The sequence below is a fragment of the Acinetobacter bereziniae LMG 1003 = CIP 70.12 genome, from assembly GCF_000368925.1.
Taxonomy (GTDB): Bacteria; Pseudomonadota; Gammaproteobacteria; order Pseudomonadales; family Moraxellaceae; genus Acinetobacter; species Acinetobacter bereziniae.
Genome location: NZ_KB849756.1, coordinates 2,445,050 through 2,467,543 on the forward strand (window position 1 = coordinate 2,445,050; position 22,494 = coordinate 2,467,543).

Annotated in this window: 22 protein-coding genes; 8 read left to right on the forward strand and 14 right to left on the reverse strand. The window is 39.3% G+C overall.

The features are described 5' to 3' along the window. Positions 1-68: 68 nt before the first annotated feature. Entirely contained in the window at positions 69-389 is a 321-nt protein-coding gene (locus tag F938_RS21185) for an ArsR/SmtB family transcription factor (protein WP_005035035.1), read from the forward strand. Between the two features lie 420 nt (positions 390-809). Here the strand turns inward: F938_RS21185 and F938_RS21190 are convergent, their stop codons facing one another. From F938_RS21190 to F938_RS21230, 9 genes are all read right to left on the reverse strand, one after another. Continuing rightward, positions 810-1,775, reverse strand: a complete 966-nt coding sequence (locus tag F938_RS21190; protein WP_005035037.1) for a cation diffusion facilitator family transporter — start codon at positions 1,773-1,775, stop codon at positions 810-812. A gap of 255 nt (positions 1,776-2,030) precedes the next feature. After that, positions 2,031-3,869: a glutamine--fructose-6-phosphate transaminase (isomerizing) gene (gene glmS / locus F938_RS21195; protein ID WP_005035040.1), complete on the reverse strand. Its 1,839-nt coding sequence runs from the start codon at positions 3,867-3,869 to the stop codon at positions 2,031-2,033. A gap of 12 nt (positions 3,870-3,881) precedes the next feature. Then, positions 3,882-5,246, reverse strand: coding sequence for a bifunctional UDP-N-acetylglucosamine diphosphorylase/glucosamine-1-phosphate N-acetyltransferase GlmU (gene glmU / locus F938_RS21200; RefSeq protein ID WP_005035042.1), 1,365 nt, complete (start codon positions 5,244-5,246; stop codon positions 3,882-3,884). Positions 5,247-5,267: 21 nt separating this feature from the next. Beyond that, entirely contained in the window at positions 5,268-5,744 is a 477-nt protein-coding gene (locus F938_RS21205; protein ID WP_009585439.1) for a phosphatidylglycerophosphatase A family protein, read from the reverse strand. Between the two features lie 22 nt (positions 5,745-5,766). Beyond that, positions 5,767-6,684, reverse strand: a complete 918-nt coding sequence (gene thiL, locus F938_RS21210) for a thiamine-phosphate kinase (protein WP_005035044.1) — start codon at positions 6,682-6,684, stop codon at positions 5,767-5,769. Between the two features lie 11 nt (positions 6,685-6,695). After that, on the reverse strand, positions 6,696-7,145 hold the full coding sequence (gene nusB / locus F938_RS21215; protein ID WP_004825937.1) for a transcription antitermination factor NusB: 450 nt from the start codon (positions 7,143-7,145) through the stop codon (positions 6,696-6,698). 3 nt (positions 7,146-7,148) lie between these two features. Continuing rightward, on the reverse strand, positions 7,149-7,619 hold the full coding sequence (ribH, locus tag F938_RS21220; protein WP_004718750.1) for a 6,7-dimethyl-8-ribityllumazine synthase: 471 nt from the start codon (positions 7,617-7,619) through the stop codon (positions 7,149-7,151). Positions 7,620-7,720: 101 nt separating this feature from the next. Continuing rightward, complete coding sequence (gene ribBA, locus F938_RS21225) at positions 7,721-8,842, reverse strand: bifunctional 3,4-dihydroxy-2-butanone-4-phosphate synthase/GTP cyclohydrolase II (protein WP_004825939.1); 1,122 nt, start codon at positions 8,840-8,842, stop codon at positions 7,721-7,723. A 291-nt stretch (positions 8,843-9,133) separates the two neighbouring features. Next, a complete protein-coding gene (locus tag F938_RS21230) occupies positions 9,134-10,438 on the reverse strand; it encodes a hypothetical protein (RefSeq protein WP_094195001.1) in 1,305 nt (434 codons plus the stop codon). A 59-nt stretch (positions 10,439-10,497) separates the two neighbouring features. Here F938_RS21230 and serB point away from each other — a divergent pair, with 59 nt between their 5' ends. The 3 genes from serB (at position 10,498) to F938_RS21245 (ending at position 13,152) form a co-directional block, all read left to right on the forward strand. Continuing rightward, positions 10,498-11,718, forward strand: a complete 1,221-nt coding sequence (gene serB, locus F938_RS21235; protein WP_005035050.1) for a phosphoserine phosphatase SerB — start codon at positions 10,498-10,500, stop codon at positions 11,716-11,718. 425 nt (positions 11,719-12,143) lie between these two features. After that, positions 12,144-12,458, forward strand: a complete 315-nt coding sequence (aciT, locus tag F938_RS21240) for a ciprofloxacin tolerance protein AciT (RefSeq protein ID WP_004825944.1) — start codon at positions 12,144-12,146, stop codon at positions 12,456-12,458. A 214-nt stretch (positions 12,459-12,672) separates the two neighbouring features. Beyond that, on the forward strand, positions 12,673-13,152 hold the full coding sequence (locus F938_RS21245; protein ID WP_004825947.1) for an SCP2 sterol-binding domain-containing protein: 480 nt from the start codon (positions 12,673-12,675) through the stop codon (positions 13,150-13,152). Between the two features lie 77 nt (positions 13,153-13,229). On the opposite strand, the gene dtd is transcribed toward F938_RS21245, so the two are convergent. Beyond that, on the reverse strand, positions 13,230-13,670 hold the full coding sequence (gene dtd, locus F938_RS21250) for a D-aminoacyl-tRNA deacylase (RefSeq protein ID WP_004825949.1): 441 nt from the start codon (positions 13,668-13,670) through the stop codon (positions 13,230-13,232). 272 nt (positions 13,671-13,942) lie between these two features. On the opposite strand from dtd, the gene pncB reads away from it, so the two are divergent. From pncB to asd, 3 genes are all read left to right on the forward strand, one after another. After that, positions 13,943-15,154, forward strand: a complete 1,212-nt coding sequence (pncB, locus tag F938_RS21255; protein ID WP_004825951.1) for a nicotinate phosphoribosyltransferase — start codon at positions 13,943-13,945, stop codon at positions 15,152-15,154. 107 nt (positions 15,155-15,261) lie between these two features. Next, a complete protein-coding gene (locus F938_RS21260) occupies positions 15,262-16,110 on the forward strand; it encodes a sulfurtransferase (RefSeq protein ID WP_010590830.1) in 849 nt (282 codons plus the stop codon). Further along, positions 16,107-16,958: an archaetidylserine decarboxylase gene (gene asd / locus F938_RS21265; protein ID WP_005035058.1), complete on the forward strand. Its 852-nt coding sequence runs from the start codon at positions 16,107-16,109 to the stop codon at positions 16,956-16,958. The genes F938_RS21260 and asd overlap by 4 nt, the downstream gene beginning before the upstream one ends. A gap of 911 nt (positions 16,959-17,869) precedes the next feature. On the opposite strand, the gene F938_RS21270 is transcribed toward asd, so the two are convergent. The 4 genes from F938_RS21270 to F938_RS21285 all read right to left on the reverse strand — a co-directional run bounded on the left by F938_RS21270 (position 17,870) and on the right by F938_RS21285 (position 21,364). Next, entirely contained in the window at positions 17,870-18,301 is a 432-nt protein-coding gene (locus tag F938_RS21270) for a hypothetical protein (protein ID WP_004825956.1), read from the reverse strand. Between the two features lie 16 nt (positions 18,302-18,317). Further along, positions 18,318-19,676, reverse strand: coding sequence for a phosphate regulon sensor histidine kinase PhoR (gene phoR / locus F938_RS21275; RefSeq protein ID WP_004825958.1), 1,359 nt, complete (start codon positions 19,674-19,676; stop codon positions 18,318-18,320). 25 nt (positions 19,677-19,701) lie between these two features. Continuing rightward, the gene (gene phoB, locus F938_RS21280) at positions 19,702-20,412 is read right to left on the reverse strand and encodes a phosphate regulon transcriptional regulator PhoB (RefSeq protein WP_004825961.1); all 711 of its coding nucleotides are present in this window, start codon (positions 20,410-20,412) and stop codon (positions 19,702-19,704) included. Positions 20,413-20,686: 274 nt separating this feature from the next. Beyond that, positions 20,687-21,364, reverse strand: coding sequence for a TetR/AcrR family transcriptional regulator (locus F938_RS21285; RefSeq protein WP_005035061.1), 678 nt, complete (start codon positions 21,362-21,364; stop codon positions 20,687-20,689). A 213-nt stretch (positions 21,365-21,577) separates the two neighbouring features. On the opposite strand from F938_RS21285, the gene F938_RS21290 reads away from it, so the two are divergent. Beyond that, complete coding sequence (locus tag F938_RS21290; RefSeq protein WP_004825964.1) at positions 21,578-22,423, forward strand: SDR family NAD(P)-dependent oxidoreductase; 846 nt, start codon at positions 21,578-21,580, stop codon at positions 22,421-22,423. Positions 22,424-22,494 lie beyond the last annotated feature (71 nt).

Below are 22,494 nucleotides of genomic sequence, written 5' to 3' on the forward strand. Positions count from 1 at the left end.
TCTTGTTCTGATGAGGAGCGCAAGGGTAGAATCTTTGATGACGATCAATGATGAACAATGACAGAAATATGAGTGTTAAAGAAGGTCCAACAGAAATATCACAGGACGACATTATTATTTTGGCTGAAACTTTTCGGCTTTTAGGTGATGCGTCACGTCTGAGAATTCTTATGTTCTGTATGCGTGGACCTCGCCCTGTAGGTGATATTTGTGAGGCACTGGACTTGTCTCAATCCTTGGTCAGCCACCATTTACGTTTATTACGTTCTGCACGATTGGTTAAAAGTGAACGTCAGGCGAAGCAAGTCTTGTATGAAATTGCAGATACACATGTGAGTCATGTTTTGTCTGATATGGCAAAACATATTGCAGAAGAGCAGTGTGGTTAATGTTGGTATTCTAGTTTTTAGAAAATTATACCAATCAATATGATTAACTTAATATAAATGAAAAGGTACGAAAGATTATTTTTATCTTTTCATCTCTAAAAAGTAAAACATCGGCTACACAAATCGATTCAAACTTTAGAAGCATAGGGTAGTATTGCAAGCTTTATACCGTCAAATAACATGTATCATATTGATTTTATTGGTCTAAATTTCATATTTGCTGTGTGATTTTTGAATTGATTGACTATGTTATGCTAGTTTTTTTGATTTGAATCTTTATTTTTATTCATATTTTTGAGTTGGATTTAAACACGAAGAATAAACAAAGACGCTTCAAAACATAGATCCTAAGTTTGAACGTTAACGCCACATGGTTAATGTAATTCCCTTGTGGCGTTGTGTGGTTGATTGATGCAGAACTTAGTGACTATGCCCAGCATGAGGATCAATTTTGACAGGCTTTTCAAGGCTACATGAGCTATCGCCTTGCCAATCAATGGCAACAGTGGGATGTTCAATATCAAATTTGGTTTTTAATTCATGTTCAATTTGTTCGGTGAGGATCTTGATATCTACACCCGCTTCAGGTTGGACGTGTAATGTTGCCATTGCTCTTCCAGACGTGATCATCCATACATGAATATGGCTAATTTTCTGAATGCCTTGAACAGATTTTAATAAGTGCGTGGTGATATCTGTAGTACTGGCATTTGCAGGAGCACCTTCTAATAGGATATGAATTGTTTGTTTAAACAATGCCCATGCGCTACGTAATACCAGTAATGAGACAAGAACAGACAAAATAGGATCAATCGGGGTCCAACCTGTGTACCAGATCACAATCGCCGCGATAATTGCAGCAACAGAACCCAATAAATCACCCATCACATGAAGAACTGCACCCTTAACATTCACATGATCTGTGTCATTACGTGTCAGATACCATAATACAAAGATATTTACCAACATTCCGATAATAGCCACAATGAACATGGGTCCCGCAAGAACGGGTTGAGGTGATTGAAAGCGTACAACAGCTTCATAAACGATCCAACCCACAATCCCAAACAAAGTTAGAGAATTGATTAACCCTGCAATCACTTCGAATCGCATATAACCAAAAGTACGGGATTTATCTGCGGTGCGGCGACCAAAGCGAAAGGCTGCGTAAGCTAAGCCTAAAGCAAGTGCATCTGTCATCATATGTCCTGCATCCGCAAGAAGTGCCAGTGAACCAGATATGATTCCTCCAGCAGCTTCGACGAGCATGAAACTAAAAATAATGAAAAATGAAATTAGAATTTTTTTCTCATTTCCACCATTCGCTTCAGGCGCATGGTCATGATCGCTATGGCTGTTATGGATATGATTGTGATTATGTCCCATAAGGACCTCTACATTATTAGATTGCTTACATATGAATATATGTTCATATGTTTGTTTTGTCAAATGTGTTTATGTTAACTGCTCTATTTTATTATTGATCAAAATATTTAAAGTCTGATGTACTTCTATACAGGCTTATATAAAAAAATCCACACATCCATGCCATTTTCATGCATGAATTGTGTGGATCTTTTACTATGGGTATATATTAGATTTTATCAATCAGATACATATACTCAATATCTAAAATATGAATTATTCAACAGTGACTGATTTAGCCAAATTACGTGGTTGATCTACATCTGTACCACGTAAAACAGCAACATGATAAGACAACAACTGTACTGGCACACTGTAAACAATCGGCGCTAACCATCCGTTGACTGCAGGTACATTAACAACATGTTGGCGGTCTTTATTGACGATTCCACTGTTCTCATCGGCAAACACAAATAATTCACCGCCACGCGCTTGAACTTCTTCCATGTTGGATTTGAGTTTATCCAACATATCATCATTCGGTGCAAGAATAACCACAGGCATATCATTGTCAACCAAAGCCAATGGACCATGTTTCAATTCGCCAGCAGCATAACCTTCAGCATGGATATATGAAATTTCTTTAAGCTTTAAAGCACCTTCCAAAGCGATCGGGAATTCTGTACCGCGACCCAAGAATAAACAGTGTTGTTTCTCTTTGAACAGGTCTGATAAACGTAAAATTTCCGCATCATTTTGTAAGGTATCAAGAATAACCTTTGGAATATGCCATAACGCAGAGGTAATTTGTTCAATAGATTCTGCACTGATACTTTGTTTAACTTGACCGAGTTTTAGCGCTAACAACATCAAAGCGGCAAGCTGAGTGGTAAATGCTTTGGTAGAAGCAACACCAATTTCAGGGCCAGCAAGGGTTAAAAGATGATGGTTGGTTTCACGAACCATTGACGATGTTGCAACATTACAAATGGTCATGGTGCAAATATTTAAGCCTTTTGCCTGCGCGCGTTTTTGGGTGTCACGCAAGGCGGCTAAAGTATCCGCTGTTTCACCTGATTGAGAAATACAGATATACAGGGTATTTGCTACAATCACTGGCGAGCGATAACGGAATTCGCTGGCAATTTCAACTTGGCATGGCAAATCGATCAGTTGTTCAAACCAATATTTTGCAATCATCCCTGCATGATAGCTGGTACCACAAGCAAGAATTTGAATTTGTTGGACATTTTTGAAATCTAATTCAGCATTTTGTAAAAAGTCTTCACGCAATGCATTGCCGTTTAAGGCTTGAGAAATGGTTTGCTGAATTGCTTCAGGCTGCTCATAGATTTCTTTGAGCATATAATGCTTGTATTCACCTTTTGATGCATTGCTTACTGCGGCATCTAACTCCTTAACAGGACGCTTAACCAATTGATCTTTAACAAAAACCTCAATGGTTTCACGGGTTAAACGTGCAATATCACCTTCTTCAAGATAAATAAAACGATTGGTGACAGGTAAAAGCGCCAATTGATCAGAACTGATAAAGTTTTCGCCAATACCTACACCGATGACTAAAGGTGAACCTTCACGCACAGCGATCAATTCATCAGGAAAATCAGTATGTACGATACCCAATGCATAAGCACCTTTCAGTTGAGGAACAACCTCTTCAACTGCTTTCAGTAAACTTGGCGTTGATTTGAGTGCTTCAGAAATTAAATGTGCAACAACTTCAGTATCTGTTTGTGAAGTGAATATATAACCAAGCGCTTCAAGATCATCTTTGAGTTCTTGGTAATTTTCAATAATACCATTATGTACAACAGCCACATGCCCAGAAATATGTGGATGGGCATTATTTTCAGTAGGTTTACCGTGAGTTGCCCAACGCGTGTGTGCAATACCCAGTGAACCTAAAATATTTGATTCAGAAATTGCCCCTTCTAAATTGGCAACTTTACCAACACGACGTTCACGCAAGATTTGACCTTGGTCAACAAGGGCAACACCAGCAGAATCATAACCACGATATTCAAGGCGTTTTAGACCTTCAATTAAAATATTTGTAATGCTTCTTTCAGCAACGCCACCAACAATACCGCACATATTAATATCCTCTTATTTCTTGACCTTTTGGGGACGTTGATAATTTTCTTTAGAAATTTGTTTTGCACGTTCAAATGCAAGACTGTTGTCAGCGACGTCATGGGTAATCACAGAACCAGCACCTGTGGTTGCGCCATGACCAATCTTGATTGGGGCAACCAGAGAATTATTGGTGCCGATAAAGGCATTATCACCAATGATTGTTTTGTGCTTATTGGCACCATCATAGTTACAGGTGATGGTACCTGCACCAATATTGGAGCCTGCACCAATTTCAGCATCACCTAAATAGGTAAAATGATTTGCTTTTGAGCCTAGACCAACTGTGGAGTTTTTAACTTCTACAAAGTTTCCAATATGCACTTCGTCTGCGAGTTGAGCGCCTGGACGAAGGCGTGCAAATGGACCAATCAATACATTCGAACCCACCACAGCATCTTCAAATACGCTATACGCTTGAACTTTAGTGCCTGCAGCGATTTGAGTATTTTTAATCACACAGCCTGCACCGATTTCAACACCATCACCAAAGCTACAATTGCCCTCGATAATCACATTGATATCAATACGAACATCGGTACCCACTGTGAGTTGACCACGTAAGTCAAAACGTGATGGATCGATTAAATGCACACCTTGTTGCATCAACTGTTTGGCCTGATAGTTTTGAAATTCACGTTCCAAAGCCGCAAGTTGGATACGATCATTAACGCCTTCAACTTCAAATGCCAATTCAGGTTGAATTGAGGCAATTTCCATTCCGTCAGCCAATGCCATTGCAACGATGTCAGTCAGGTAGTATTCACCTTGCGCATTGTCATTACTGAGTTGAGGTAACCATTCATGCAGTTTGGCATTGCTGACACAATAAATACCTGTGTTAATTTCTTTAATCTGGCGTTGTTCTTCAGAAGCGTCTTTATGTTCAACGATTGCTTGAATTTTTCCATCTTTACGAACAATACGTCCATAACCGGTTGAATCTTCAAGCGTCAATGTAACTAAGCCAATACCTGTTGTCGTGGACACATCGATTAAACGTTGCAAGGTACTGTGTTGGACACAAGGTACATCACCAGAAAGGATTAACGAAATTCCATCTTTAGGTAAAACAGGTAAGGTCACTTTAACGGCATGCCCTGTACCCAATTGCTCAGTTTGTTCTACCCATTCAACGTTTTCTTGTGCAAATGCCTGTTGAACCAGATCACCGCCATGCCCAAAAATGGTAATAATATTTTTTGCTTGTAATTGTTTTGCTGTTTCAATTACATGACCGAGTAATGGACGTCCTGCTAAAGGTTGAAGTACCTTCGGTAAACGTGAGCGCATACGCGTTCCTTTACCCGCCGCAAGAATGATCACAGTTGTAGACATATCACACCTAACAGATCTGGCTTAAGCCATTTTAAAATATAAATAAATCATGATACATATTGCTGCCCAGACCCCTGCAATAATGTCGTCGAACATGATGCCAAAACCGCCATCGACTTTTTCATCAATAATGCGAATTGGCCAAGGTTTCCAAACATCAAATAAGCGGAACAATGCAAATCCAACCACCACCCATATCCAATTCATTTGTCCAATATAGATCAAGGGAAGAAATGTAATAGATTGCCCTGCAAACTCATCCCAAACGATTCGACCATCATCATGCACATGAATAATGTCTGCCGTTTTTCCACAAATCCAGATGCCGACCAAAGACATAATGATGATTGCCAATATGGCGCCATAAAAGCCAATTGCAAGCCAAATCGGGATAAACAATAGGGCAAAAGCAGAGCCGAAAGTGCCTGGTGCTTTGGGTGCTAAACCAGAACCAAAGCCTACACCACAGAACACAATAAAGCGTTCTGTCCATGTCATATTTTTAAAGACAATCGGAGGTTTATGCAAAGTGTTGGTACCCTTGAAGTTGCAATGAATGGTCTAAGCCATCTTTCTCAAATGCAATGCCACATTGTTGTGTAACTTTTCCAATAATTGTAGTGATTACATTGGGTTGTAATTGCAAAAGTTTATCATAATTTTGCATACTTATTGTAAAGCATAATTCATAGTCATCTCCGCCAGCCAAAGCATATTTCCATTGCTGATTTTCACTTAAATCCCTTAAAGCAGGATTAATCGGGAGTTGATTTAAATTAATTTTAGCACCGACCTTAGAAGCGTCCAAGATGTGCCCAAGGTCTTGAGCTAAACCATCTGAAACATCAATCATGCTTGACGCTAAACCTTTGAGCATTGCGCCAAGTTCACAACGAGGCGTTGGGTAGTCTAGACGTTGTTGAAGGGGATGCCCTAAATGTTGTAGCGCAAATGCGGCATCACCTATGGAACCACTGACCACAATCAGATCATCCACTTGTGCTTGCGCACGCGTCACAGCTTGACCAGTTTCAATCCAGCCAAGTGCGGTTACGGTGATGGTCAGCTGAGGGCTTTGTGTGGTGTCACCACCAATTAAACGTACCCCAAATTGATCACAACAATCATATAAGCCCTGACTAAAATCTTTTAGCCAGTCATGATCGATTTGGGCTAAGCTCAATGCCAGAAGAATGCTATGCGGTTTTGCACCCATGGCAGCAATGTCTGAAAGATTGACAGCGACAGATTTCCAACCAATGGCATGGGCAGAAGTATCTAAGGGGAAATGCCGTCCTGCGACAAGTGTATCTGTACAAATCACCAGTTGGTGATTTAAAGGCGGGGTGAGCAGGGCTGAGTCATCTCCAACACCTAAGTCAACATCAGACTGTTGCTGACGATTGAAATAGCGTTCAATAATTGAAAACTCAGCCATGTAAAAACAACTTATTTCGCTTGTTGTTTTTCTGCTTCACGCAGGCTTGTTGCTAAACGGTCTAATACACCATTGATGTATTTGTGACTGTCCGCACCACCAAAGTGTTTTGCCAATTCAATGGCTTCATCCAGTACCACGCGATATGGAATTTCAAGATGATCTTTGAGTTCATATGCGCCTAAACGTAATGTAGCAAGTTCTACACCGTCTAATGCATCAATCTCACGATCAAGTACTGGAATAAGTAAAGCATCCAATGCTTCATGGTTTGCGATCACAGTAGTGAGCAACTCATGATAATAGCTCAGATCCACTTTATGCATAGCATTTTCAGCACGTGTACGTGCTTCGATTTCATGCACTGGGTTGTGGCTCATTTGCCATTCATAAATCCCTTGTACAGCAAAGCGACGTGCTTTACGTTTCGCTGCATAAGTAGCTTGGAGTGTTTGCGACATGCTTTAAATTGCCTTTAACAGGTTAACCATTTCAATTGCAGTAAGGGCAGCTTCACCACCTTTATTACCTGCTTTTGTACCAGAGCGTTCAATCGCCTGTTCAATACTATCCGTAGTCAATACACCATTAATTACAGGTAAACCAGTATCTAAACCAACTACACCTAAACCTTTGGCACATTCACCTGCAACGAAGTCGAAATGTGGAGTACTTCCACGAATCACTGCGCCAAGAGCGATCACTGCATCAAACTTACCTGAAGCTGCAAGTTTTTTAGCGACAACAGGAAGTTCCCATGCGCCAGGTGCATGAACGACAGTGATATTATCGTCGCTTACACCATGACGATGCAATGTATCAATCGCACCTTCTAATAAATGTTCAACAACAAAGCTGTTAAAACGACCAACTAAAATCGCGTAACGGTCTTCGCTCGCGAGATGTAATAAACCTTCAATTCGGCGAATCGCCATAGCAACCTCGATAATTTTACAGATAAGTTATTTTACAGATTTCTTTGATCAAATGCTTTCTTTCATGGAATCACCCAGATCAAAGAGATCAATTGAAACAATTATGAATCAATCTCTTGTTCAGCGGTAATATACTCAACCACTTCCAGATTAAATCCTGATAATGCATTGAAACGGAGTGGTGAGCTTAGCAACTTCATTTTTTCTACGCCCAAATCACGTAGAATCTGAGCACCTACACCAATCGTTTGATATTGCTGAGAAAGTGCGGCATTTGATTTGGTCGGCTTTGGTTTGCCCAATGCTTCTAACGCTGGACCTAAATCAGATAAATGACGTTGCCCGATCCAGACCAATACACCACGATCACTATGGGCAATCGTTTTCAGTGCTTTATCTAGATTCCACGCAGGCTCACCATCTTTTTTATTGAGTTTAAGTAAGTCGCGAGCAGGATTGAAACCGTGTACACGTACAGTGGTTACACCTTGTTTAGGTTCACCTTTCACCAAAGCCAAATGAATATCTGGGTTACCGATTTCACGGTAACGGTAAAGATCAAATGTTCCATATTCAGTATCAATGCTTTGCTGATCCAAACGTTCTACCGTTTGTTCATTGGTCATTCGATAATGGATGAGGTCTGCAATCGTGCCAATTTTCAAACCATGTTTTTCTGCAAACACTTCAAGATCTGGACGACGTGCCATTGTACCGTCTTCATTGATGATTTCGCAGATCACTGAAGCTGGTTCTAAGCCTGCCAAACGAGATAGGTCACAACCTGCTTCGGTATGCCCAGCACGGTGAAGTACACCACCTGGTTGAGCCATCAATGGGAAAATATGACCTGGTTGTACAATATCAGAAGGTTTGGCATGTGCAGCAACCGCAGTCTGAATGGTATGTGCACGTTCTGCCGCAGAAATACCTGTTGTAATACCGTTTGCCGCTTCAATTGAAAGCGTGAAGTTTGTGCTGTGTTGTGCACCGTTGTGATCGACCATCAATGGTAAATCCAGTTGCTTACAGCGATCACGACTCAAGGTCAAGCACACTAGACCACGTGCATGTGTAATCATAAAGTTGATGTCTTCAGGACGTACATGTGTTGCAGCAATCACCAAATCGCCTTCATTTTCACGATCTTCGTCATCCATCAGGATAACCATTTTCCCTGCACGGATATCTGCTACAAGCTCTTCAACGGTATTGAGCGGCATCAACCTTCACCTTTTTGTTCTGTCGTGTGACATTTTCATTGGATTCATTCGGCACATAGTCTAACGCGTTTTTACGTATTTTGCCTATGCTTATCATCTTCCTTTACCGCTCATAGTTATACACAAGCTTATAGGGGTATGAAAAGAGAAGGAAAATTGATTTATGCAGATTTTGAACAAACATTAAACGCTTATTTCGAAAAAAATAAGATGAGCTTATGAGTATTAAAGCAAGTAAAAATAAAAAAGCGCTCTACCTTTATGGGTAGAACGCTTTTATGCTGATTTGAATTATAGGTCTGAAACAGGTTCAGAACTGACGCTTTGTTTTTTACCTTTTAAAATTTCTGTACGAATATTTTGTGCAAGCTCAGCACACTCATTATTCATTCCATTAATCATAAAGGCGTGGCGTGTCAGTACATTGGTAGGATTTGGCAAAGCGACCAATTGATAGCAATCACCAATATGTTTGAGTTGATCATTGCTTAAGTACAGTGCCATTTCTTTAGCAATTAAATGATTCACCAAACGTTCTGCTGCATGTTTAGCATCCAACTGCATTGCTTCTACAGAAGTGGTCACGGCACAGCGTGTTTGTAAAACGAAGCGTTTGTCTTCGCGATAACGTTTGTACAGAACCTCAGACAGCAATTGGAACACTGAACCAATCATCAGTATGGATTGTGCAGCATCGGGCTTTTCAGCATCAATACTCAAGATCGCCCCGTGTTGATTAAACGCTTGATGAATGACGAAATCTTTAGAATTGAGTTTGAAATGTTGTGCACAAAGTTCAATGCTTTTATTCAGGAAAATCTGACATAAGTTAAAATAAGGTACAGATACAGATTGATTGACGGTATTCATCAATTGTTTTGGATCATAATACTGAATATTCAATGCAAGAATTTCTTGATCATCATCGACAGTAGAAGTGACCGCAACTTTAGGTTCAGGTTTAACTTTGTTTTGAGCCTGTTGCTGTGCCTGAGCAATTGCTAAGGTGCGATTGGCTTTTTCAGCCTCCAAAGCTTCTGTTAATTGTTGAATTTCGTGTTTTAAGCGCGCCTCATTATTGATACGTGCCAAATATTCACTACGCGTTGGGCGTGCAATTGCGCGATAAGCCAACCAAAGAAAAGCGTGGATCAAAAGTGAAACTAAAATCGCAAGCCATTGGGTCCGTAAAATTTCACCAATACTCGGTTTGATTAACGTAATTTCAATCGTTCCGACTTTTTTCTCGTTCTGCAATGCATCACGAACAAATACTTCGCCTTGGCGAGTTTTTGCCATGCCGCTGGTTGCAAGCACTTGTTTTTTAGCATCAAGTATTCGAATCGAAGCAACGCTTGGATTGGTCGCATAACGATTTGCCAACAGTGCCAATGAAACTGTATTCGCAGGTTCAAGCTCAGACAGGCTGTCTGTGACCAGTTGACTGGTCATCAGTTGCCCTTGACTGGCACGGTTTTCATTTAACTGATGTGTTGTTGCAACTACCAATAAAAAGGTATGAAATGCAAAACTTACAATAAGTAGGCTAGCAAATAGCCCTTGTCTTGGCGCATTCAACGTAAACTTCCAAAGCAAAAAATTTCGATTTCGATTATGATTCTTCCAATTGTTGTAGCTCAGACCCGAGTCAATTCATGCGAGAAATCATTCTTATTTCATTTTTAGGACCTGACCAACCCAATCAGTTTACTCGATTAATGCAAGTGTTGTCCGTACATTCTTTGCAAATATTAGATGTAGGGCAGGCGGTCATTCACAATCAATTGACTTTAGGTATTGTAGTGTCGTCAAACGACCAGACTGCAACAGCTTTAGCAATGAAAGACATCCTTATTTTAGCACATGATATTGGTCTTACCGTTCGTTTTAAACCAATTTCAGGTACAGAATATGACCAATGGGTAAGCGAAGGTGGACGTACCCGCTATATCGTGACGGCATTGGCACCTGAATTAACTGCTGCACACTTACAAGCTGTAACAAATATTGTTTCAAGTCAGGGATTTAATATTGAAACAGTGACTCGTTTGTCAGGTCGTCCTGAGCGTGATGGGCATCAAGATATACTCAAACGTTCATGTGTCCAATTTGGTTTAAGTGGACAGATGCTAGATGCACAAGCGATGCGTGCAGCATGTTTACGTCTTTCGGCTGAATTAAACATTGATGTCGCTGTGCAGGAAGACAATGCTTACCGACGTAATCGCCGTTTAGTTTGCTTTGATATGGACTCAACTTTAATCGAACAAGAAGTTATTGATGAGTTGGCGAAAGAAGCAGGTGTTGGAGACAAGGTTGCTGAAATCACCGAACTTGCCATGCAAGGTGAATTGGATTTTCAGCAAAGCTTCCGTGCACGTGTAGCCTTGTTGAAAGGCTTAGATGCTGAGGTTTTACCAAAAATTGCCGCACGTTTAACCATTACTGAAGGGGCGGAGCGTTTAATTTCTACCCTGAAGTCTTTGGGCTATAAAACTGCAATTTTATCGGGTGGTTTTCAATATTTTGCAGAATATCTACAAGAGAAATTAGGTATTGATGAAGTTCATGCCAATATCCTTGATGTTGAAAATGGTCAAGTCACAGGTGAAGTGAAAGGACATATTGTAGATGGTGCACGCAAAGCATATTTATTGACTGAATTGGCTGAAAAAATGGGAATTTCACCAGAGCAGGCGATCGCTGTGGGTGATGGTGCAAATGACTTGCCGATGCTGTCTATCGCTGGTTTAGGCGTGGCATTCCGTGCTAAACCTTTGGTTCGTCAAAATGCCAATCAAGCCATTTCAAGTGTTGGTTTAGATGGTGTACTTTACCTCTTGGGTGTTCATGATAAAGACCTCACTCGTGCTTAAATGCTTTAAATAAGATTGCCAGAACATGAAAAATAGCGACATAATGTCGCTATTTTTGTTTGAAAATGAACCACTTTGCTGTCATCAAATCTAAATAATACTTTTTGAAAAAGAGATTCGTTTTAAAACTTAAATTTTTTTATTTCTATAGAAAAACAACATGTATTTTTTTGTAATGACACTGCATGATTGATGGCAATTAGATTTTGAGAAAAACAGGATTCTTAAAAAATGTAATGACAAATGCATGTTGCGACAAAGTGTGTCGTTTACCCGAAAAACAGCACTTTCCTTCTCATAAAAACCATACATAATGCAATGCATAAGCTTCTATAAGATGGTTAAAGAAAAATTATAAAGCTTGAACTTGTTGTGAAACACCACTTAGACGGTTTATGAGAGACATCATTTTGACGGAGGTTGTTATGGTATCAGCGACATTTGCAACATTGATTGGATTCGCTCTAATTGCTGCAGCGTTGGCTACTGTTTTCTTTTCCCCTTATCGTCATTGGTTAGGGTTTATGTTTGCGGGTATGATCTTCTGGGGCACTCTAGAAGCAATGCGTTACAGCGTACAGAATATTTTCGATCTTTCGGTAGCATATAGTTATTTAACGGCAATCATGCTTGCAATGTCTGCATTGATTGCGTTGTTATTACGTGAAGACAGCCGTGCCCAAAAAGCACTGGCAAATCGTCAATATATTGAACATACCCCAGTCTATGAAGATGAATAAGTATTGAGTGAACAGAATGACAATATGCAAACCAAGATAACAATAGTGACTTTAATTACACGAAAAAAATCAATTTAGACATTTTAAGGTATATCAAAATGGTATACCTTTTTTCAGTTTATACTTTGTTCTCAAAGCCATGTCTAAGAATTGACAAGTTATGCTAGGATGAGCAAATTCGGATCTAATTTAAAAAACAACAGGCTTAAATGTCATGAAACTTTCTGCAATTCCAGTTGTGAAGTTACCAATCGTTGATGCAAGTACAGATCCATTGGATTTACTTGTATTGGGTTTAGCGCTTCGTATGAAACAATTGGCGCGTACCAGCCCAAAATTTATTGAATTGACCCATGATCGTCAGTTCCGTATCCAGATTGGTACAGACTTAGGCGTGGCTCGCCAAATTATTGTCAATAACGGTCAAATTGATACAGTTTCAGGTGCTGAACAAAAAGCGGATTTCGTTTTACAGTTTGCTGACAGTGATCAAGGTGTGAAAACTTTGGTCAAAGGTGATCCAACTGCATTTATGACGGGTATGCAAAACGGCACGATTAAAATGGAAGGTGATTTTAGTTTGCTGGTGTGGTTTAACCAAGTTGCTAAGTTAATCCCACCGAAAGTACCAAAACCTGTCAAAGAAAAAATCAAATTGGCACGTCAGTTCTTAAAGGAAAAGACAGGTCGATAATTGTTTTTCAAACATTAAAAAAGCCCATTCGGGCTTTTTTATATTTTAAACAGTGATTTTGTGTTGTGTATGTGAGCTTATTCGACCTCTAGGTTGAAGGTCACAGGTCCGTCATTGACCAAATGCACTTTCATATCTGCGGCAAAGATTCCTGTTTGTACATTTTCAAATTGTGATTGCGCATATGCAACCAGTTGTTCATACAGTGCTTTGGCTTCAGTGGGTGGCATTGCTGGTCCAAAGTCGGGACGCAAGCCTTTTTGCGTTTGTGCCATTAAGGTAAATTGCGAAACCAGCAAAAGTCCACCATTGGCTTGGCTGACGTTCCAGCCCATTTTTCCTTGTTCATCATCAAAAAATCGATATTTTAAAATCTTATCAATCAGTTTTTGACCCTTTTCAAAGTTATCCTCTTTACCTAAACCTAAAAAAACCAAAATTCCTGTTTGGATTTCTCCTGTGACTTGACCATCAACCACGACTTTGGCTTCTAACACTCGTTGTAATAATGCACGCATAAGAACAATAAGACTAAAATATGATAAGACCATTCTAACAGTTATAGAACAGCAAGATTGTCTAAAAAAGTCCATCTTTAAAACATTATAAATATTTGAATAAGCATGGCTTTTGTTTGATTATTCAGCATTTTCCGATATGAAAAAGACCTAGGTGTTCGATTTTTAAACACTGTTAAATTGCAAATATAGCCATTCACAGCGAAATGATTACGTTATGCACTTCAAAAATATGCTTTAATAAAAAAAGCATAGCGAAATTACAAACAGATATGGCGCCAATCATTCAATCTTTGCTGGATACCGATTTATATAAATTTACCATGTTGCAAGTGGTACTGCATAAATTTCCCCAAACTCACAGTGTCTACCATTTCCGCTGCCGTAATCTGGATGATACCGTTTATCCATTAACGGATATTTTGGAGGATTTGAATGAACAATTGGATCATCTTTGCTTACTAAAATTTAAAGAAGACGAATTACAATATTTACGCAGCATGCGTTTTATCAAAAGTGATTTTGTTGATTATTTAGAATTATTCCAACTGAAACGCCGTTTTATTAAAGCGGGTATAGATGAAGAAGGTCGTTTGGATATTTGGGTAGAAGGTCCAATGGTTCAAGCGATGATGTTTGAAATTTTTGTTCTTGCGATCGTCAATGAGCTTTATTTTAGCCGTATTCGCAATGATGAGGTGTATGCTGAAGGCGAACGACGTTTACAAGCCAAAGTTGAGTTATTAAAGAAACTTGAACAGCAGCAACAGACGGATAAGCCCCCATTCTTGGTATCTGACTTTGGTACGCGTCGTCGTTATAGCTTGGACTGGCAGCGACATGTCATTCAAACGTTCCATGCAGCGGTACCCAATGTTTTCAGAGGAACCAGTAATGTTCTCTTGGCAAAAGAATTAAATATTTATCCAATTGGAACAATGGCACATGAGTTTTTGCAAGCTTTCCAAGCTTTGGATGTGCGTCTAAGAGATTTTCAAAAAGCCGCTTTGGAAACTTGGGTACAAGAGTATCGTGGAGATTTAGGTATCGCCTTGACCGATGTTGTTGGTATGGACGCATTCCTACGAGATTTCGATCTGTATTTTGCCAAACTATTTGATGGTTTGCGCCATGACAGTGGTGACCCTTTTGAGTGGGGTGATAAGGCGTATCATCATTATCGTAAATTAAAAATTGATACCAAAGCGAAGATGTTAACCTTTAGTGATGGTTTAGATATCGAAAGAGCTTGGGCATTGTACCAATACTTCAAAGACCGTTTCCAAGTCAGTTTTGGTATAGGAACCAATTTGACCAATGATATGGGACAAACTCCATTGAACATTGTTTTAAAATTAGTGGAGTGCAATGGCCAGTCTGTCGCGAAAATTTCTGATAGTCCAGGAAAAACCATGACAGATAATGATACATTTTTGGCGTATCTGCGACAGGTCTTTGAAATACCAGAAGTTGTCGAAGCATAGAAAATTCTTATCTGATTTTTTGCTAAAAGAATGTGAAAAATCAGCTTATTGGAAAAAAACACTGTGCTAAGATCATGCATATTCAGGGTCTTAAAATAGAAAAACTTATGACTACACCTGCCTTTAATTTTGAATTACTCATCGAAGCAGAACAACTCGTGCCTTTTTTAGGACACGATAAGATTCGTATCGTCGATTTGAGTCGTAGTTCTGTCTACGAACAATTACATATTCCTCATGCTTTACATGTTAAACCACAATTGTTGGTAAGACAGGAAGAACAAGCTTCAGGGCTTTTACCTGATGAAGACGGTTTAAATGCGTTGATTGAATATTTAAATATTTCTCCTGAGCATCATGTTGTGGTTTATGATGATGAAGGTGGCGCTTGGGCTGGACGTTTGATTTGGAATTTGCATTGCCTTGGCTTTTACAATACCAGTTTATTAAATGGCGGTATTCATGCATGGTTGGCAGAAGGTTTTCCAACCTCATCTGACGTTGAAGTGTTTGAACCAGTAGAAACATTGGTTCCAGTCAATTTAAATCACCTTGAGCAACATCGTATTGAATATGCAAAATTGTTGGAAAAGGTTCAGCAACAAAGTATTCAAGTCTGGGACTGTCGGACATCCGAAGAATATACAGGACAACGTTTGGCAGCTAGACGCGGCGGTCACATTCCAAATGCACAACATTTTGAGTGGAGTACTGCAATTAACCGTCAAAATCATTTAAAATTGCATCCTCTAGAGCGCACGCAACAACGTTTAGAACAATTAGGCTTTCAATTTGATCAACCTGTGGTGGTGTACTGTCAGTCGCATCATCGTTCAGGCTTGGCTTACATTTTAGGTCGGTTATTGGATTGGAATATCCAAGCCTATGATGGTGCGTGGAGTGAGTGGGGCAATCGCCTCGATAGTCCAATTATTACTGGAGAATCACCTGCGTGAGTCTTACATCAAACTTAAAAAAACAAATTTTTATCCAAGCTCAAAAAGTTGTTCCACAGCAACAACTCAGCCGTGTCGTAGGTAAAGTTGCAGCCAGTGAAAATCCGATTATTAAAAATATAGCGATTCAAGCGTTTAAAGCTCAGTACGGGATTGACCTGTCGATCGCTGAACAAACGGATGCATTGAAATATAAGTCGTTTAATGAATTTTTTACGCGTGCCTTAAAACAGGGTGTACGTGAAATTGATACAGACCCGAGTAGTATTGTTTCCCCTGCTGATGGTGCAATTTCACAGTTGGGTAAAATTAAAGATGGAGATATCTTTCAAGCCAAAGGTCAGAGTTTTACTGTAGACCAATTGATTGGTGACCCAAAGTTGGCTGCACCTTTTGTGCAAGGTGAGTTTGCCACAGTGTACCTATCACCACGCGATTATCACCGTGTGCATATGCCATTCGCAGGAACACTGACAGAAACTTTATATATTCCAGGTGAATTATTTTCAGTCAATCAAACCACGGCTGAAAATATTCCGGGCTTGTTTGCACGTAACGAACGTATGGTGTGTTTGTTTGATACTGAACTCGGTCGTATGGCTGTTGTTTTAGTGGGTGCGATGATTGTGGCAGGTATTGAAACTGTGGCAACGGGTAAAGTGAAGCCAACTGGGCGCTTAGAATTAAATCATCATGAATTAGCACTAGAAAAAGGTGCTGAGCTTGGACGTTTCTATTTAGGCTCAACTGCAATTGTATTGTTTGAGCAAGATAAAATGAATTGGGATGCACAATTTAAAGCCAACTCCGTTGTTGTGATGGGTGAAGCTTTAGGGCATACACTTTAATTTGCTTTATTTATAAGGGGTTGTGTTTTTTCATGTAAGAAATACAACTCTTCTTAAATGTTACAGTTGCCTATATAAAACCAAACGTCAAAATAAGTTAACCTGAGTTTGATAAAAATCCTTGATGAAAGATGGTACAGCCAAACCGCCTGATTATTCATACAAGTGATTTGGATGATTCATTTATTTTGTACTTTTGAATCATAGATGGTCTTGCGATCTTGAGGCGACATGGATGTCGCCATGTTGAGTGGGGGTATGAGGATGTACCCTCGCTCAACGAAAGATTTTTGTCACTTTTCATCTCTGAAAAGTGAGGCTCGCCTACGCAAAACAATTTAAACTTTAGAAGTAAAGCGTGGTAGTGCAAGCTTTAGATCATCAAACAATCTATTGATCGCTTTCATTTTATTGATCAAGAGAAATGAAACGCTATTGATGGTTGCGCTTGCGGAGCTCCGCTCCTCATCCTAAAATTTGATGAAAACGCAGCAAGACTCCATAGAGATTTATTATTTTTCAATGAGTTGAAGATTTAATTACATCGAACTCAGGTTAAGTTAAATTCATCAATAGTATGATTGAGAACTTGTATCGTTTAGAGAAGGTATTTTCATAGCCTCATATGTTGAGAAAATTTTTGATCGTTCGCGTAGACGATGCCTCACTTTTCTCACCCCTTTTTTTGTTTAAGCACGTTCTTGTTCATATACCCCTGCTAAACATGGCGAGCCGCAGGCTGATCCAAAAAATGGATGGAAACCCAGCAAGGATCCGGAAAGACTTATTGTTTTTCAATGGGTTGAGATGTAGTTGCATCGAACTCACATTATTTAAATTATGTCGAACTCACGTTAAGTGGATAATATTGATTGGTCTCATATAAAACTTGTTTTAGTTTTTAGAATAAATCAAAATCCATGTGCTTTTAAATAAGACAGTTTTAAAGCCTGTGCATCTGCTAAAGCGTTGTGTGGGTTTTGAGAAGGTACATGAGTTTCGATCGGATCTTGCATCCAAAGTTGCATGGAAAGTGGTGGTGTTCGTATACATTTTCCTGCTGAAAGCACTAAACTCCGCATAAATAAAGCGAAATCTTCAGGCCAATCTGCAATGATTTCAATCTGATCATATTGAAATAGAAAAATCTGCAAACGACTTTGAAATTTTTTGAATTGAATGGGTGGTTGGTTTAAACGTGGTATCACATGATCGTTTACCCAAGGTACAGGGTTTGGGCATTCTAAAACTTCATAAAAAGATTGATGCTGTTCATCGACCAATGCCAATGAAATCAGTTCACCACCAAAACCATTAAATTCACAATCTAAAAATAATTTCATTTGGATTAATCAAAAATCAGCCTGCAAAATCAAGGCGCTCTTTCGGGAACACCACTCTAAAAACTGAACCTTGGTTTTCTTTAGAATCAATTTCAAGATAAGCATTATGTTGCATTAAAACATGCTTTACGATCGCTAAACCTAGACCTGTTCCACCTGTTTGTCGGCTTCTCGCACTGTCTACACGATAAAAACGTTCAGTTAGACGTGGAATATGTTTGGGATCAATCCCAATGCCTGTGTCTTCAACTGTAAAATAACCATGTTCAGTGTCATCATGCCAACCAATCGTCACAGTACCGCCTTTAGGTGTGTATTTAATGGCATTGGTAATTAAGTTACTGAAAGCACTGGCGAGTTCTGCATCTGAACCAATCAGGTCACAATGACTGTCAATATCCAGATTTAAAGTATGTCCATAATCGACGTTATAGGCTTGCGCATCATCAAAAAGCTGATTCATTAAATTGGGCATATCAATAATTTGATTTTTCGCGACCTGTTTATTGCCTTCTAATCGCGAAAGTAACAATAAATCATTCACCAAAGCATTCATACGTCGCGTTTGTGACTGCATCTGTTCAAAGGCGCGTTTCCAACGAGGATTTAGGTCTTCTTGGTCGGTAAAAGTTTCAATATACCCACTGAGTACAGTCAAGGGGGTACGAAGCTCATGTGAGATGTTATCGACAAAGTCTTTACGCATCTGCTCAAGATTATGCACACGGGTTACATCATAAGCGACCAACAAGCGACTTTCACTGCCAAAGCGAGTCAGTTTGATTTGTACATAATGTTCTTCATAGACCGAAGACTTTATTTTTATACCATCAGGTGATTGGTCAATATTATTAAAGTATTCAATAAAACTCGGCTGGCGGATAATGGTTAAAATATTACGACCACGATCTAAAGGTTGAATACCTAAAAGTTTTTCCGCAGCAGGGTTCCACCATTCGATTTGATGGAGTTCATCTGTTAAAACGACAGCTTCAGCCAAAGCCACTAAGGAGGATTGTGCACGATCAATCAAGCCAACCATTTCAGCTTGAACAACGCGTTCTTGGCGTTGTGCGCGATAGACATTAAATAGAAGCGCTCCCCAAATACCTTCGAGATTTGGTGGAGAATCATAAGGACGGTTGGAAATCCATTCATTGACCAAATACAAAGAGCGCAATTGAAATATAAAAAAAACGGCAAAACCGATGGAAATACAAATCCAAAAATAACCGATCCCTAAACCAATAAATCCGCCAATCACCAGTAAAAAAGCCAACAGGCGTAAGTCTTGTTTTGCAAACTCCCATAAACTGCTGTAGCGAAACTTTTTATGTTCACGTGCAAGATCTGGGACGGGATAGGGTTCATACATAGAAATTTATTTACCTTAACAGTGCTTAACCTATAGCGACATCTGCGCGCGTAGAGAAGCGATAACCTGTTCCACGAACAGTTTGGACATAGCGATCTGCGCCATAAGGTTCAAGTACTTTGCGTAAGCGACGGATATGGACATCGATGGTACGGTCTTCAATATAGACATTTCCACCCCAAACTTGGTCAAGTAATTGGGCACGTGTATAAGCACGTTCTGGATGGGTCATAAAGAAAGCCAACAAACGGTATTCTGTTGGTCCCATATCTAAAATACTGTCACCAAAACTTACTCGTTGGCTGACAGGATCAAGCACTAAGCCGTTCGCATCAATGGTTTTTTCACCACTCAATGCATTGGCACGACGAAGTACAGCTTTGATACGAGAAACTAATTCCCGTGTTGAAAATGGTTTGGTCATGTAGTCATCCGCACCTGCATCAAGACCTTGAACTTTATGGTCTTCTTCGCCACGTGCAGTTAACATAATCACTGGAATTTCTGCTAGATTTTCATCTCGTTTTAAGCGGCGACACAAATCTACGCCACTTACACCACCGGGCATCATCCAATCGAGTAAGATTAATGATGGTCGTTGGTCTACGATCATTTGATGTGCTTGTTTTGCATCTTCAGCTTGCAGGCATTGAAAACCTGCCATATCCAGTGAGGTATGGATCATTTCTCGAATCGGAAGCTCGTCATCGACGATTAATATATAGTCATCTTTCACAACGCAATATCCTATGTATGAACGGTGTACCGTCTTTTATTTATGACAGGCTTATTACAAAGATTAATTATGACAGTATCATTGCAAAAACAAGATGTAGACGAATTTTTGCAAAAAAATGTGACAAAAAATGGGCGATGTGATGAAAATTAGATGACATTTTTAAATAATCTTTGCAGCTTCAACTTAAAAAGAACATCAAATTGGTGACTAAAAATGCAAATATGACAGTTTGATGACACTGTTATACTTACTTCACACTACTCAAATCAGTCTAGGGCTGAGGAGCAAAGGTATTAATCAATGACACAAAGACCACTTCACATGCTGAAACAATTTCGTCTAAGGACTGTTTAAAACCACCCATCACCCAACGCACAGCAATTTGTGTAACATAACCATTTAGACCAGTCGCAACCAATGAAATTTCCTGTTCACTTCGTTCAATATGCGGCATCATCAGCGTCACAAAAGAGTGAATTAAGCGATCAAAACGTCCCATAGTTTCGTGAATAGTCGCATGATTATGTAATTCTTGAACCAGCATGGCATCGATATAAATAATACGAGCAACACGTGGGTCATTTTTTAACATGGTAAAAATCGCTGTCAAACCGCCTTTGATCATATTTTTAGGCTCTGGCGCACCTTGCATCACGCCTTGCATCACGGTTTGTTGTAACTGTTCAATCAATTGTAAAAAAATAACTTGAAACAGCTCCTCACTCTTTTTAAATGACTCATAGAAGTAGCGTTCAGTAAGTTTTGCTTCATTACAAATATCTTTAACAGTCACGGAAAAGAAACCATGTGTTCCATATGCCGCGATGCCTGCTTCAATCAATTTTTCGCGACGGGCGAGCTTTCTTTCAGACAAGGACATACCTTTGAATTGGCGTTCTTTTGTGGTTTTATTTATGGTTTTCTTTTCAGTTAAGCGAGATTCAGTCATTGTAAAAAATTACTCGTGTCATGTTCGATTGTCACAAAGAAGTGGTTATTTTAGCAATAAAAGTCATTGAAACCTATTTAAGATTTTTTGTATAAAAAAACAACTGCTCATTCACAATATAATATTGACAATAGTTATTGTCAAAATTATATTGAGTAGGTGAGCTGCACATTATCAGTATTATTGTGTGCGGATTTTAATAAAGGATAGACAATGAAAAATTTTAAAAACAAAGTCGCTGCAATTACAGGTGCTGGCTCTGGTATGGGACAACAGCTTGCGATTTTACTGGCAAAAGCAGGCTGTCATTTATCAATCAGTGATGTGAATGAAAAAGGTTTAGCAGAAACGATCGAATTGGTTAAGCCTTATAATGTTCGTGTTACTTCTAAGAAAGTGAATGTGGCAAATGTCGAAGAAATGCGTACATGGGCTGCTGAAACCGTACAAAATCATGGCTCTGTAAACATGATTTTCAATAATGCTGGTGTTGCTTTAGGTTCGACGGTAGAAGGCGCGACCTATGAAGAGCTTGAATGGATTATGAATATCAATTTCTGGGGTGTGGTATACGGAACCAAAGAGTTTCTACCATATATCAAGAAAACAGGTGATGGTCATATTATCAATATTTCAAGCTTATTTGGTCTAACGGCTCAGCCGACGCAATCTGCATATAATGCATCAAAATTTGCGGTACGTGGTTTTACTGAATCTTTACGTCAAGAATTAGATATCGAAAACTGTGGTGTATCTGCATTATGTGTACATCCAGGTGGTATTCGTACCAACATTGCCAATGATGCACGTATGAATGACAGTTTACGTTCTTTGGGCATGAATCCTGATAAGTCAGCAAAAGCATTTAATAAATTATTACGTATGCCTCCAGAAGATGCTGCTCAACAAATGCTTGATGCGGTGCTCAAAGATAAACGTCGTTTATTGATTGGTAATGATGCAAAAACGTTAGATTTGATTCAGCGAATCTTACCAACGGGTTATCAAAAATTGACAGGTTTTGCGACTAAATTTAGTAAAAAATTAGAACCAAAATAAACCTTTCTATAAAAAGCCGTCAAATTTGGCGGCTTTTTACTTTCTCAGGAAATGTGTCAAGTTCCTTGATT

Excerpts from the sequence above, each read along its gene's own strand:
- F938_RS21185 (WP_005035035.1), top strand. The coding sequence starts at position 69 with ATGAGTGTTAAAGAAGGTCCAACAGAAATATCACAGGACGACATTATT.
- F938_RS21190 (WP_005035037.1), bottom strand. The coding sequence starts at position 1,775 with ATGGGACATAATCACAATCATATCCATAACAGCCATAGCGATCATGAC.
- glmS (WP_005035040.1), bottom strand. The coding sequence starts at position 3,869 with ATGTGCGGTATTGTTGGTGGCGTTGCTGAAAGAAGCATTACAAATATT.
- glmU (WP_005035042.1), bottom strand. The coding sequence starts at position 5,246 with ATGTCTACAACTGTGATCATTCTTGCGGCGGGTAAAGGAACGCGTATG.
- F938_RS21205 (WP_009585439.1), bottom strand. The coding sequence starts at position 5,744 with ATGACATGGACAGAACGCTTTATTGTGTTCTGTGGTGTAGGCTTTGGT.
- thiL (WP_005035044.1), bottom strand. The coding sequence starts at position 6,684 with ATGGCTGAGTTTTCAATTATTGAACGCTATTTCAATCGTCAGCAACAG.
- nusB (WP_004825937.1), bottom strand. The coding sequence starts at position 7,145 with ATGTCGCAAACACTCCAAGCTACTTATGCAGCGAAACGTAAAGCACGT.
- ribH (WP_004718750.1), bottom strand. The coding sequence starts at position 7,619 with ATGGCGATTCGCCGAATTGAAGGTTTATTACATCTCGCGAGCGAAGAC.
- ribBA (WP_004825939.1), bottom strand. The coding sequence starts at position 8,842 with ATGCCGCTCAATACCGTTGAAGAGCTTGTAGCAGATATCCGTGCAGGG.
- serB (WP_005035050.1), top strand. The coding sequence starts at position 10,498 with ATGCGAGAAATCATTCTTATTTCATTTTTAGGACCTGACCAACCCAAT.
- aciT (WP_004825944.1), top strand. The coding sequence starts at position 12,144 with ATGGTATCAGCGACATTTGCAACATTGATTGGATTCGCTCTAATTGCT.
- F938_RS21245 (WP_004825947.1), top strand. The coding sequence starts at position 12,673 with ATGAAACTTTCTGCAATTCCAGTTGTGAAGTTACCAATCGTTGATGCA.
- dtd (WP_004825949.1), bottom strand. The coding sequence starts at position 13,670 with ATGCGTGCATTATTACAACGAGTGTTAGAAGCCAAAGTCGTGGTTGAT.
- pncB (WP_004825951.1), top strand. The coding sequence starts at position 13,943 with ATGGCGCCAATCATTCAATCTTTGCTGGATACCGATTTATATAAATTT.
- F938_RS21260 (WP_010590830.1), top strand. The coding sequence starts at position 15,262 with ATGACTACACCTGCCTTTAATTTTGAATTACTCATCGAAGCAGAACAA.
- F938_RS21270 (WP_004825956.1), bottom strand. The coding sequence starts at position 18,301 with ATGAAATTATTTTTAGATTGTGAATTTAATGGTTTTGGTGGTGAACTG.
- phoR (WP_004825958.1), bottom strand. The coding sequence starts at position 19,676 with ATGTATGAACCCTATCCCGTCCCAGATCTTGCACGTGAACATAAAAAG.
- F938_RS21285 (WP_005035061.1), bottom strand. The coding sequence starts at position 21,364 with ATGACTGAATCTCGCTTAACTGAAAAGAAAACCATAAATAAAACCACA.
- F938_RS21290 (WP_004825964.1), top strand. The coding sequence starts at position 21,578 with ATGAAAAATTTTAAAAACAAAGTCGCTGCAATTACAGGTGCTGGCTCT.